Genomic DNA, 12,412 nt, shown 5'->3' on the forward strand with positions numbered 1-12,412 from the left:
CAAACCTCCAAATTCCTTAAAACCTGGGCACCAGGCGGGCCTTTTCGATATCGTCAAACGGGATCTCCATCGACCCCTTTTCCGTTTCCAGAGTGACCACGCCTTCCTTCAGGCCCTGCAGCACTCCGGCAAAATTGCGTTGATTGGCGATCGGCATGGTCAGACGGACCTGGACGTCCTGACCCGCAAAACGCTCGAAATCCGACGGCTTCTTGAGCGCGCGATCCAGGCCGGGCGACGAGACTTCGAGTCGGTCGTAATCGACGTTCTCGACTTCGAAAATCCGCGTCAGCTGATTACTCACGGTGGCGCAATCGTCAACCGTGATGCCATTCGGCGAATCGATGAACACCCGCATCAGCCGCCCACGAGGCGACGTCTCGAAGTCGACCAGCTCGTAGCCGAGGCCTTCCGCGGTCTGCTCGATCAATTTCAGCAAATCCATGCCCTTGCCCACACTTCCCAAACCACAAATAAAAAATGGGCGAAACGCCCATCCCTGTTGAATTCGACCGGATGTCGGTCCTTTCGAACCGATAAAACAGATCAAGTATAACAGCCCGCCGAGGCGGGCGCAATTTTCACCCTGCAGACAATGCGGGAACCTAGCCCTGCCGACGGGGCTGGCGTACCGGACGGCGCCCCTTTCCGGGCACATCGACAGGCTTAGGCAGACCCGCGAGCTTGCAGACCTCCTCGACCGCCATGTCCTCCCACATGCCGCGCTTGAGGCGTGACGGCAGCACCACCGGCCCGTAGCGCACGCGCATCAGACGGCTCACGGTGAGGCCAAGCGCCTCGAACATCCGGCGCACCTCTCGATTGCGGCCTTCCGACAGCGTCACCCGATACCAGCGGTTGACCCCCTCCCCACCCGCGTCGAGCAGGGTGTTGAACTTGGCGGGTCCGTCTTCCAGCTCGATACCCGCCAGCAACGCGCCCCGCTGGGCTTCGTCGAGTTCACCGAGAATGCGCACCGCGTATTCTCGATCGAGTTCGTAGCGCGGATGCATCAGCTTGTTGGCCAGGTCGCCATCATTGACGAAAAGAAGCAGGCCCGAGGTATTGAAGTCGAGCCGCCCGACGGCGATCCAACGCCCCTTGCGCAGGTTCGGCAGGCGGTCGAACACCGTCGGACGCCCCTCCGGATCGTCCCGGGAGACGATTTCGCCTTCCGGCTTGTGATAGAGGATGACGCGCGGGATGCGCGGCGCGAAGCGCAGCGGCATGAGCTTGCCATTGACCCGCACCCGATCCCCCGGCCCCACCTTCTGCCCGACATCCGCCGGCTCGCCATTGACCGAGATGCGCCCCGCGACGATCCATTCCTCGATCTCCCGGCGCGAGCCGATGCCAGCGGCAGCCAGCACTTTGTGGAGACGCTGGGGTTCGGTGTAGGTGGCATCCTGGGGCTTGCGGCGCCGCTCGCCCTCGGCAGCCGGCGGCAATTCGGTGCTCACCAGCGGATAGCCGTCGTCGCCCCCGCCAAAGCCCGCAGGGCCCTGCCGGCGCGCGCGCCAGTTACCGCGTCCGCCACCGAGATCGGACAAACCGATCGCCGAGGCATTGCTCTTGGGTTGGCGCTGACCTTCCAGCTGACGCTCGGGGCGCGATGCGCGGGTGCCTTCGTTCTCAGTGCGGCCACGACCACGTCGGCCGCCCGGGGCCGCCCCCTGGCCGTGGGGCGTGCCGGTGCTGCCAGCCGGCTTGCCGGTCTTAGCCCTGAACGGCTTGTTCTTCGGTTTTTGGGAGGTCGACAAGATCCATGATCCTTTCGATTTCAGTAAGCGGAGGCAACTCGGTCAGACTGCGCAGGCCGAGGTCCTCCAGGAATTTTCGGGTCGTGGCGTAGAGTCCCGGCCGACCGGGCGTATCCCGGTAGCCGACCACGTCCACCCAGCCTCGGGATTCAAGCGTCTTAAGGACGTTAGTGGAGACCACCACGCCACGGATGTCCTCGATGTCACCGCGGGTCACCGGCTGCCGATAGGCGATGATCGCGAGGGTTTCGAGCACCGCGCGGGAATACTTCGGCGGCCGCTCCTCCTTCAGGCGATCGAGATAAACCTGATATTCGAGCCGCGTCTGGAAGCGCCAGCCGCCGGCCGTCTGAACCAGCTCGACACCCCTGCCCTGCCAGTCTTCGGCGAGCTCGGCGAGCAGCCGGCGCACCAGATCGGGCCCCGGATCGATCTCGAAAAGCCGACGCAGCGCCCCCACCGCCAGCGGCGACGGCGCCGCCAGCAATGCGGTTTCCAGCACCCGCTTGAATTCTTCAGTCGTTTCCGGCTGCACCATCGGCACGCTTCACGTAAATCGGCGCAAAGGCCTCGTTCTGGGTCACGACCACCAGACGCTCCTTGACCAGCTCGAGGGTGGCGAGAAAGCTCACCACCAGGCTGGGCACGCCCAGATCGGGATCGAACAGCGACTCGAACACCACGAAGGCGTCGTCCCTGAGTTTTCGCAGGATCAGCGTCATGTGCTCACGCACCGACAGCTCCTCCCGCTGGATCGTGTGATGCCGCTTCAGGCGACTCTGGCGGGCGATCTTCAGCCACGCCAGTTGCAGATCATGCAGGCTCACGGCGGGAAGCCGCTCGACCACCTTCTCGGCGACGAAGACCCCGACCCACTCGAAATCCCGCTCGACCCGTGGCAGCGCATCGAGCCGCGCCGCGGCCATCTTCACCTGTTCGTACTCCAGCAGGCGGCGCACCAGTTCAGCGCGCGGGTCCAGCTCCTCGGTCTCGTCGGCACGGGGCGGACGCGGCAGCAACATGCGCGACTTGATCTCCAGCAGCGTCGCCGCCATCAGCAGGTAATCGGCCGCCAGCTCCAGGTTGTGCCGGCGCATCGCCTCCACGTATTCGAGGTACTGCGCGGTGAGCGGCACCATCGGAATGTCGAGGACGTTGATGTTCGCCTTGCGGATCAGGTAGAGCAACAGGTCGAGCGGCCCCTCGAAGGCGTCGAGGATCACTTCCAGCGCATCGGGCGGGATGTACAGATCCTTCGGCAGATCGAAGATCGGCTGGCCGTACATCCGGCCGACGATCGCCTCCAGCGGCTCAGCCGGCGGAGCGAGGTCGAGGACGGCACTCATCGCCGGTCACCCGCCGCGCAGGCTATCACGCACATCCCGCGCCACCAAGGCAAGAATCCGCCCGCGGGCGCCGGACGCTTCATCAGCTGTAGCTCAGCCCCATCGCGTCGCGGACTTCGCGCATGGTTTCCTGGGCGAGCTTGCGCGCCTTGTCGCAACCGTCGGCGACGATGCTGCGGACCAGGCTCGGATCGTCGAGATAAGGCTGGGCGCGCTCGCGCATGACGTCCTGCTCCTTGAGCACGGCGTCGATGACCGGTTGCTTGCACTCGATGCAGCCGATGCCGGCGCTGGTGCAGCCCTGCTTCACCCAGTCGCGGGTTTTATCGTCGGAGTAGATGACATGGAACTGCCACACCGGGCACTTCTCGGGATTGCCCGGATCGGTGCGCCGCACGCGGGCCGGATCGGTCTGCATGGTGCGGATCTTCTTGCCCACCGAATCGGCTTCCTCGCGCAGGAAGATGGTGTTGCCGTAGGACTTGGACATCTTCTGGCCGTCCAGGCCCGGCATCCGGGAAGCATCGGTGAGCAGCGCACCGGGCTCGACCAGAATCATCTTGCCACTGCCTTCGAGGTAGCCGTAGAGGCGCTCGCGATCGCCCAGCGACAGGCTCTGGGCTTCTTCGAGCAGCGCCTTGCCGAGGGCGAGGCCCTCTTCGTCACCGTTCTGCTGGAAGCGGGTGCGGAACTCCTCGTAGAGCTTGGCGCGCTTGCTGCCGAGCTTCTTGATGGCTTCCTTGGCCTTTTCCTCGAAGCCCGGCTCGCGGCCGTACATATGATTGAAGCGGCGGGCCAGCTCGCGAGTGAACTCCACGTGGGGCAGCTGATCCTCGCCCACCGGCACCTTGTCGGCCCGATAGATCAGGATGTCAGCGCTCATCAGCAGCGGATAGCCCAGGAAGCCGTAGGTGGTCAGATCCTTGTGGGAGAGCTTTTCCTGCTGATCCTTGTAGGTGGGCACGCGCTCGAGCCAGCCCTGGGGCGTCATCATCGACATCAGCAGGTGCAGCTCGGCATGCTCGGGCACGCGGGACTGGATGAAGATGGTGGCCTGCGACGGATCGACGCCAGCGGCCAGCCAGTCGACGATCATCTCCCACACGCTGCCTTCGATGCCCTTGGGGTTGTCGTAGTCGGTGGTCAGCGCGTGCCAGTCGGCGGCGAAGAACAGGCAGGGGTACTCGGCCTGGAGCTTGACCCAGTTTTTCAGGACGCCGTGGTAGTGGCCGAGGTGGAGCCGCCCGGTGGGGCGCATGCCGGAGAGGACGCGTTCAGCGAACATGGGATGTCAAAGTCCAAAAACGGTTGCAAGAGCAAAACGGAAAAGGGCCACCAGCGGCCCGAGAATGTCGCCAAGGATACCGGTAACGAGCAGGAACAGCAGGATTGGAAAGCCATACGGCTCGATCTGGGCGAACTTGTAGGCCAGCCCGGCGGGCAGCAGGCTCACCGCGATGCGCCCACCGTCGAGCGGCGGCAGCGGCACGAGGTTGAGGAACAGCAGCACCGCGTTGATCTGGATGCCGGCGTCCGCCATCTTCGCGAGCGGCAAGGCGTAGGCGTTGTCGGGCATCGACGCGGCGAGGCTGAACAGCAACGCCCAGCCGATGGCCATCACGAAGTTGGCGAAAGGTCCGGCGGCGGCCACCCACAGCATGTCGGCCTTGGGATGGCGCAGGCGCCCGAAGTTGACCGGTACCGGCTTGGCCCAGCCGAAGAGCATCGCCCCGACGCCGGCCAGCGAGCTGGTGAGGAGGATCAGCCCGGGAACGAGGATCGTGCCGACCGGGTCGATGTGGCGCAATGGGTTGAGACTGATGCGACCGGCGAGTTCCGCCGTGTGATCGCCGAAATGCCGCGCGGCATAGCCGTGGGCTGCCTCGTGCAAGGTGATGGCGAACAGCACGGGCAGCGCCCAGATGGTCAGGGTGACGATGAATTCTTGCATGGGAAAGGTCCGTGCGGGGCCGCGATTCTAGCAGACCTCGCCGGCAGGCCCGGGGCGTGCAGACTGCGCGCGGTTCACAGGCCGAAGGGGGCGAGGCTGCCCCGCCCTTCCCGTACGAGTTCCGGCGATCCGCTGGTGAGGTCGATGACGGTGGTTGCTTCACCGCGGCACGGCCCGGCTTCGATGATCAGATCCACCTCCTTTTCGAGGCGGGCGCGAATTTCGTCGGCGTCGGTGAGCGGATGCGCCTCGTCGGGCAGCAGCAGCGTCGAACTGAGGATCGGCTCACCGAGTTCGGCCAGCAGCGCCGACACCACCGGATGATCGGGGATGCGCAGGCCGATGGTCTTGCGCTTGGGGTGCAGCACGCGCCGCGGGAGCTCCTTGGTGCCTTCGAGGATAAAGGTGTAGGGCCCCGGCGTGGTGGCCTTCAGCAAGCGGTACTGGGCGTTATCCACGCGGGCGAAGGTGGCGATGTCGGACAGGTCGCGGCAGATCAGCGTGAACAAGTGGCGCTCGTCCACGCCGCGAATGCGCCGGATGCGGGCCAGCAGCGGGTTATCGCCGGTGTGACCGCCCAGGGCGTAAGCGGAATCGGTGGGAAAGGCGACGAGGCCGCCGCCACGCATGATCTCGGCGGCCTGCTTGACCAGGCGCACCTGCGGTTGTTCTGGGTGGAGCGAAAAGAACTGGGCCATGATTCAGAAGTGGTGAAGCGATTCAGGTAAGGCGCGACCACACCGGCGTGAGGTCGGGCGGCAGCGGCGGCGCGCGGCCGAGGTCGATCGGGCTGTCCTCGGGGCCATGGAAATCCGACGCCCGCGAGGCGAGCAGGTCAAACTTGCGGGCCATGCGCGCAAACGCCAGCACCTGCCCGCCGTCGTGGGCCCCGCAGGATACCTCGACGGCGTCGCCACCGAGTTCGCGGAACTTGTCAAACAGGATGTCCATTTCGACGTGGGACAGACGATAGCGCCCCGGATGAGCGATCACCGCCAGCCCGCCGGCGCCCTTGATCCAGCGGATCGCGTCCTCCAGCGTCGCCCAGACGTGTTCGACGTAGCCCGGCTTGCCCCGCGCGAGATAGTTGAGGAAGACGTCGTGGACGTTCTTCGCCACGCCCACCTCGACGAGAAAGCGTGCGAAATGCGCACGGCTGATCAACGCCGGGTTGCCCGCGTAGCGCAGCGCACCTTCGAGGGCACCGTGAATGCCGATGCGGTCGAGCTCGGCGGCAATCCGCGCCGCGCGTCCGTCGCGCCCCTCGCGCACCCGGCGCAGCCCGTCAATCAAGGCGGGATTGGCGGGATCGATGTCGAGCCCGACGATGTGCAGGGTCTGGTCGAGCCACGAGACCGACACCTCGACCCCCGGAACGAAACGCAATCCGAGTTCGTCGGCCGTGCGCGCCGCCTCGGGCAGGCCGAGGAGTTCGTCGTGATCGGTGAGCGCCAGCAGATCGACGCCGTTGGCGTGGGCACGACGCACCACTTCGGCGGGCGCGAGGGTGCCGTCGGACGCGGTGGAGTGGCAGTGCAGATCGGGGTTGGCAGCGTTCATGATCGTGTGGACAGCAAGAATTCCTCGATGATCCCGGCAACGATGCGCGGCTGGTCGTGGTGCAGGTTGTGTCCGCTGTCGACGACCCCGACCTCGCGGAAATTACCGAATGCGGCACGCGCCTCGGCATGGTCGGCGTCGCTCACGCCCAGACGGCGGCGCAGCTCGGGTTCGGCGGGCTCGATCCACAGGGTCGGCGCCGTGACCCGCCTCCACGCCGCCAACGCCTCGGCACGGCGATACAGCACGGCATTGACGCGCCGATGGGCCGGATCGCCCGCCAGCCGGATGCCGCCCTGCCCGTCCGGCTCGCCCAGGTGCGCAGCGAGATAGCTGGCCTTCTCGACCGACAAACGGGGATTCTGCTCGCGCAGCCGGGCCGCCAGCGCCGCGGCGTCCGGATAGGCGCGAAAGCTCACCGGCCGCGCCAGCTCGTCGAGCCACTTTTCGAGCCGCGTCGGCGACTGGGCCGGTTCGCTGTCGGCCAGCCCGAAGGCGTCGAGCGCAATCAACCGGGCAACCCGCGCGGGACGCACGCCGGCGTAATGGCAGGCCACGTTGCCGCCCATGCTGTGGCCGATCAGCGTCACCGCACCGTCGGGCGCGCAAGCGCGCAGGATCGCGTCGAGGTCGGCCAGGTAGTCGGGAAACCAGTAAGCGTCGGTGCCCGCCCAGTCGGTCCGACCGAACCCCCGCCAATCGGGGGCGATCACATGCCAGTCAGCCTGCAGCTCATCGACCAGAAACTGGAACGAGGCCGACACGTCCATCCAGCCATGGAGCAGGAACAGCGTGGGCGCGCGGGCATCACCCCATTCGCGGAGGTGATAACGCAGACCGCGAACATCGAGAAAGCGGCTGCGGGACGGACGTCGGACGAGGGTCATTTATCGAAGTTTAGCAGACCCTTGCCCTACGCCACGCCCCGGTGGTAAGGTGCGCGCCGTCGTGTGGGAGAGCGTTCGCCCGTTGCTGGCGAGCCGCCGAAGGCGCAACCCCCGGAACCGCTCAGGCAAAAGGACCGCCGACGAATCAACAATCTGGAGAGCGATGCCGCCCGTTTCCGTGCCCTGCCACGGCCGGTCGCATCCACCGAAGGGGCACGCAGCCGGCGCCGATCGCCGCTGCAATCTCTCAGGTACAAAGGACAGATGGGGCCGATGCGATTTCCGAATCGCGTCGGCCCCTTTGCTTTTCTACACTGTAACGATTGCCCCTCCGGAGATCACGATGACCCAGCGCACCCCTCTTCACGCCACCCACGTCGCCGCCGGCGCCCGCATGGTGGATTTCGCCGGCTGGGACATGCCGGTGAACTACGGCTCGCAGATCGAGGAGCACCATGCCGTCCGCCGCGATGCCGGCATGTTCGACGTCTCCCACATGCTCGCGCTGGATCTCGCTGGCGCCGGCGCCAAGGCCTTCCTGCGCCGCCTGATCGCCAACGACGTGGCCAAGCTCAGCGAGCCGGGCAAGGCGCTCTATAGCTGCATGCTGAACCCGGAAGGCGGCGTGATCGACGACCTGATCGTCTATTACCTCTGCGACACCGAATACCGCATCGTCGTCAATGCCGGCACCGCCGACAAGGACGTGGCATGGATGCAGCAACAGCTCGTAGCTGGCGCCTTCGCCGCCACACTCACCCCGCGCCGTGATCTGGCGATGATCGCCGTCCAGGGCCCGAACGCCCGCGCCAAAACGTGGGCCGCCATCCCCGGCGCCGAAGCCGCCTCCGCCGGCCTCAAACTCTTCCAGGCCGCCGCCTTCGGCGATTTCTTCATCGCCCGCACCGGCTACACCGGCGAAGACGGCTTCGAGCTCACCCTGCCGGCCGATCAGGCCGCCGCCACCTGGGACGCCCTCATCGCCGCGGGCGTCAAGCCCTGCGGCCTCGGCGCCCGCGACACCCTGCGTCTCGAAGCTGGCATGGCCCTCTACGGCAACGACATGGACGAGAGCGTCTCGCCGCTCAACGCCGGCCTCGCCTGGACCGTCGATTTCAAGGACGCCGACCGCGACTTCATCGGCAAGGCCGCCTTGCAGGCCAAGCCCGCCAGCAAGCAGGTGCTCGGCCTGGTGCTCGAGGACAAGGGCGTGCTGCGCGCCCACCAGACCGTCTTCACCGCCCAGGGCGAAGGCGAGACCACCAGCGGCACCTTCTCGCCGAGCCTCGAAAAGGCCATCGCCATGGCTCGCCTGCCCCTGGGCGTGGCGCCGGGCGACAGCGTGGAAGTGGATATCCGCGGCAAGCGCCTCAAGGCGCGGGTGGTTAAAGCCTCTTTCGTCCGTAACGGCAAACCCCTAATCTGACCCCTCCCGCATTCCTGCGCTTTTCAACCATTCTGATTCCAAAAAGGACATTTCCATGAGCACGCTCCCGGCCGATCTGCGTTACACCGCCTCCCACGAATGGGTTCGCGTTGAAGCCGACGGCACCCTCACCGTCGGCATCACCGACCACGCCCAGGAAGCCCTCGGCGACGTGGTCTTCCTCGAACTGCCGGACACCGGCCGCGTCGTCGCCAAGGAAGAAGCCATCGCCGTGATCGAGTCGGTCAAGGCCGCCTCCGACATCTACGCCCCGGTGGCCGGCGAGATCATCGCCAACAACCAGGACGCCGTGGACGCGCCCGAATCCGTCAATGCCGACGCCTACGCCGCCTGGCTGTTCAAGATCAAACCGGCCAACGCCGCCGACGTGGACGCCCTCCTCGACGCCGCCGGCTACGAAGCCGCCATCGGCTGACCTCCCGTCGCCCGACCGGGGCGTGCCACTGCGGCGCGCCCCCAGTGAGCCGCCACCGCTCGCCCTTGCCCGCTCGTCCTTGCCGTAACCCAACCCGAGTTCTACCCATGTCGAAGACGCTTCTCTCCGCCCCGCTCGCCACGCTCGAACAGGGCGACGACTTCATCCGCCGCCACCTGGGCCCCTGCGCCAACGAGCTGCCGGCGATGCTCGCCGCCGTCGGTGTCGACACCCTCGACACCCTGATCGACCAGACCGTGCCGGCCGGCATCCGCCTGCCCGCCCCGCTCGCCCTGGGCGAACCGACGCCCGAGCACGTGGCCCTGGCTCGCCTGAAGGCCATCGCCGGCAAGAACGTGCTGAAGAAGTCCCTCATCGGCATGGGCTACTACGACACCATCACGCCCAAGGTCATCCTGCGCAACGTGATGGAAAACCCGGGCTGGTACACCGCCTACACCCCCTACCAGGCCGAGATCGCCCAGGGCCGCCTCGAAGCCCTGCTGAACTTCCAGCAGATGGTCATCGACCTCACCGGGCTCGAGCTCGCCAACGCCTCGCTGCTCGACGAAGCCACCGCCGCCGCCGAAGCCATGGCCATGGCCCGTCGCGTCGCCAAGGTCAAGAGCCAGGCCTTCTTCGTCGATGAAGGCGTGTTCCCGCAGACCCTCGACGTGGTGCGCACCCGCGCCGACTACTTCGGCTTCGAGCTGATCGTCGGCCCCGCCTTTGATGCCGCCCACCACGACGTATTCGGCGCGCTGCTCCAGTACCCGGCCGAAAACGGCGCCGTCGCCGACATCGCCGGCCCGATCGCCGACCTCAAGGCCAAGGGCGCCGTGGTCGCCGTCGCTTCCGATCTGCTGGCGCTGGTGCTCCTCAAGTCGCCGGGCGCGCTGGGCGCCGACATCGCCCTGGGCTCGGCCCAGCGCTTCGGCGTGCCGCTCGGTTTCGGCGGCCCACACGCGGCCTTCTTCGCCACGCGCGAAAGCCACGTCCGCTCGATGCCGGGCCGCATCATCGGCGTCTCCAAGGACGCCCGCGGCAAGACCGCGCTGCGCATGACCCTGCAGACCCGTGAGCAGCACATCCGCCGCGAGAAAGCCAACTCCAACATCTGTACGTCCCAGGTGCTGCTGGCCAACATGGCCGGCATGTACGCCGTGTGGCACGGTCCCGAAGGCCTGCGTACCATTGCCGCGCGCATCCACCGCCTCGCCGCGACGCTGGCCGAGGGCCTGGTCCAGGCCGGCTTCAAGCTCGCCGCCACCAGCTTCTTCGACACCATCCAGGTGGAAACCGGCGCCCGCTCCGCCGAGATCTACACCGCCGCCCAGGCTGCCGGCTTCAACCTGCGCCCCATCGACGGCCACGCCCTGGGCGTCGCCCTCGACGAAAAGACCACCCGCGACGACGTCGCCGCGCTGCTCGCCGCCTTCGGCGCCAAGGCCGATGTCGCCGCCCTCGACGCGACCGTTGCCGCCCGCGGCGGCAACCTGCCGGCCGAGCTGCTGCGCGACGACGCCATCCTCGCCCACCCGGTGTTCAACACCCACCACACCGAGCACGAGATGCTGCGCTACCTCAAGCGCCTGCAGAACCGCGACCTGGCGCTGGACCACTCGATGATCTCCCTGGGCTCGTGCACCATGAAGCTCAACGCCACCAGCGAGATGATCCCCGTCACCTGGCCCGAGTTCGCCGACATCCACCCGTTCGCCCCGCTGGATCAAACCACCGGCTACCGCGAGATGATCGACGGCCTCGCCGCCCAGCTGCGCGAGATCACCGGCTTCGACGCCATCTGCATGCAGCCCAACTCCGGCGCCCAGGGCGAATACGCCGGCCTGGTGGCGATCCGCCGCTACCACGCCGCCCGCGGCGACCATCACCGCAACGTCTGCCTGATCCCCAAGTCGGCCCACGGCACCAACCCGGCCACCGCCCAGATGTGCGGCATGGACGTGGTGGTGGTCAATTGCGATGACAACGGCAACGTGGACGTCGCCGACCTCAAGGCCAAGGCCGAGCAGCACGCCGACAAGCTCGCCGCGCTGATGATCACCTACCCGTCCACCCACGGCGTGTTCGAGGAAGCGATCCGCGAGATTTGCGCCATCGTTCACCAACACGGCGGCCAGGTTTACATGGACGGTGCCAACATGAACGCCCAGGTCGGCCTCACCTCGCCCGCCACCATCGGCGCCGACGTGAGCCACATGAACCTCCACAAGACCTTCTGCATCCCCCACGGCGGCGGCGGCCCGGGCATGGGCCCGATCGGCCTAAAGGCCCACCTCGCCCCGTTCATGGCCGACCACGTGGTTGCCGCCACCGGCAGCGAAGATCGCCCCAACGCCGGCCAGGGCGCGGTGTCGGCCGCCCAGTTTGGTTCGGCCAGCATCCTGCCGATCTCCTGGATGTACATCACCATGATGGGCAGCCGTGGCATGAAGGCCGCCACCGAAGTCGCAATCCTCAACGCCAACTACGTGGCCAGCCAGCTCGCCGCCCACTACCCGGTGCTCTACACCGGAAGCCAGGGTCGCGTCGCCCACGAGTGCATCCTCGACATCCGCCCGATCAAGGCCGCCACCGGCATCTCCGAGGTGGACATCGCCAAGCGCCTGATGGACTACGGCTTCCACGCCCCGACCATGTCATTCCCGGTGGCCGGCACGATCATGGTCGAGCCCACCGAATCCGAAGACAAAGGCGAACTCGACCGCTTCATCGACGCGATGGTGGCGATCCGCGGTGAAATCCGCGCCATTGAGGAAGGCCGCCTGCCCGCCGATAACAACCCGCTGAAGAACGCACCACACACCCAGGCCGACTTCCTCGGCGACTGGGATCGCCCCTACTCCCGCAGCGATGCCGTCTTCCCGCTGCCGTGGGTGGCCGACAACAAGTTCTGGCCGAGTGTGAACCGCATCGACGACGTCTATGGCGACCGCAACCTGTTCTGCGCCTGTGTGCCAACGGACGAGCTGGCCTGATCGCGCTCCGCGCTGACGTGATAAAGCCCGGCGGTCGGCGACGACCC

The 12,412-nt window shown here is 66.7% G+C and carries 12 protein-coding genes and 1 riboswitch; of the genes, 3 read left to right on the forward strand and 9 right to left on the reverse strand.

Annotated elements, in window-relative coordinates; translation table 11 throughout:
• Window positions 1–16: 16 nt before the first annotated feature.
• From rimP to ACE3P2_RS00750, 9 genes are all read right to left on the reverse strand, one after another.
• Complete coding sequence (rimP, locus tag ACE3P2_RS00710; RefSeq protein ID WP_374259717.1) at window positions 17–445, reverse strand: ribosome maturation factor RimP; 429 nt, start codon at window positions 443–445, stop codon at window positions 17–19.
• A gap of 160 nt (window positions 446–605) precedes the next feature.
• A complete protein-coding gene (gene rluB / locus ACE3P2_RS00715) occupies window positions 606–1,760 on the reverse strand; it encodes a 23S rRNA pseudouridine(2605) synthase RluB (RefSeq protein ID WP_374259720.1) in 1,155 nt (384 codons plus the stop codon).
• Window positions 1,717–2,298 carry an SMC-Scp complex subunit ScpB gene (gene scpB / locus ACE3P2_RS00720; RefSeq protein WP_374259722.1) on the reverse strand — a complete coding sequence of 194 codons (582 nt, stop codon included), beginning with the start codon at window positions 2,296–2,298 and terminating at the stop codon, window positions 1,717–1,719. Before scpB ends, rluB begins: the two co-directional genes overlap by 44 nt.
• The gene (locus ACE3P2_RS00725) at window positions 2,276–3,106 is read right to left on the reverse strand and encodes a ScpA family protein (protein WP_374259724.1); all 831 of its coding nucleotides are present in this window, start codon (window positions 3,104–3,106) and stop codon (window positions 2,276–2,278) included. Before ACE3P2_RS00725 ends, scpB begins: the two co-directional genes overlap by 23 nt.
• A gap of 82 nt (window positions 3,107–3,188) precedes the next feature.
• A complete protein-coding gene (locus tag ACE3P2_RS00730) occupies window positions 3,189–4,391 on the reverse strand; it encodes a tryptophan--tRNA ligase (RefSeq protein WP_374259728.1) in 1,203 nt (400 codons plus the stop codon).
• A 6-nt stretch (window positions 4,392–4,397) separates the two neighbouring features.
• The gene (locus ACE3P2_RS00735; RefSeq protein ID WP_374259730.1) at window positions 4,398–5,057 is read right to left on the reverse strand and encodes a site-2 protease family protein; all 660 of its coding nucleotides are present in this window, start codon (window positions 5,055–5,057) and stop codon (window positions 4,398–4,400) included.
• A gap of 74 nt (window positions 5,058–5,131) precedes the next feature.
• Window positions 5,132–5,755 (reverse strand): L-threonylcarbamoyladenylate synthase, encoded by a 624-nt coding sequence (locus ACE3P2_RS00740; RefSeq protein WP_374259733.1) that lies wholly within the window; start codon window positions 5,753–5,755, stop codon window positions 5,132–5,134.
• Window positions 5,756–5,777: 22 nt separating this feature from the next.
• On the reverse strand, window positions 5,778–6,617 hold the full coding sequence (locus ACE3P2_RS00745; protein ID WP_374259736.1) for a 3',5'-nucleoside bisphosphate phosphatase: 840 nt from the start codon (window positions 6,615–6,617) through the stop codon (window positions 5,778–5,780).
• Window positions 6,614–7,504: an alpha/beta fold hydrolase gene (locus tag ACE3P2_RS00750; protein ID WP_374259738.1), complete on the reverse strand. Its 891-nt coding sequence runs from the start codon at window positions 7,502–7,504 to the stop codon at window positions 6,614–6,616. The genes ACE3P2_RS00745 and ACE3P2_RS00750 overlap by 4 nt, the downstream gene beginning before the upstream one ends.
• A gap of 54 nt (window positions 7,505–7,558) precedes the next feature.
• A riboswitch (glycine riboswitch) is annotated at window positions 7,559–7,650 on the forward strand.
• Window positions 7,651–7,847: 197 nt separating this feature from the next.
• Between ACE3P2_RS00750 and gcvT the strand changes: the two genes are divergently transcribed.
• The 3 genes from gcvT to gcvP all read left to right on the forward strand — a co-directional run bounded on the left by gcvT (window position 7,848) and on the right by gcvP (window position 12,365).
• Window positions 7,848–8,930, forward strand: coding sequence for a glycine cleavage system aminomethyltransferase GcvT (gene gcvT / locus ACE3P2_RS00755; RefSeq protein WP_374259741.1), 1,083 nt, complete (start codon window positions 7,848–7,850; stop codon window positions 8,928–8,930).
• 55 nt (window positions 8,931–8,985) lie between these two features.
• On the forward strand, window positions 8,986–9,366 hold the full coding sequence (gene gcvH, locus ACE3P2_RS00760; protein ID WP_374259744.1) for a glycine cleavage system protein GcvH: 381 nt from the start codon (window positions 8,986–8,988) through the stop codon (window positions 9,364–9,366).
• 107 nt (window positions 9,367–9,473) lie between these two features.
• A complete protein-coding gene (gcvP, locus tag ACE3P2_RS00765) occupies window positions 9,474–12,365 on the forward strand; it encodes an aminomethyl-transferring glycine dehydrogenase (RefSeq protein WP_374259746.1) in 2,892 nt (963 codons plus the stop codon).
• Window positions 12,366–12,412: the final 47 nt, after the last annotated feature.

Source organism: Zoogloea sp., from assembly GCF_041911615.1.
Lineage (GTDB): Bacteria > Pseudomonadota > Gammaproteobacteria > Burkholderiales > Rhodocyclaceae > Zoogloea.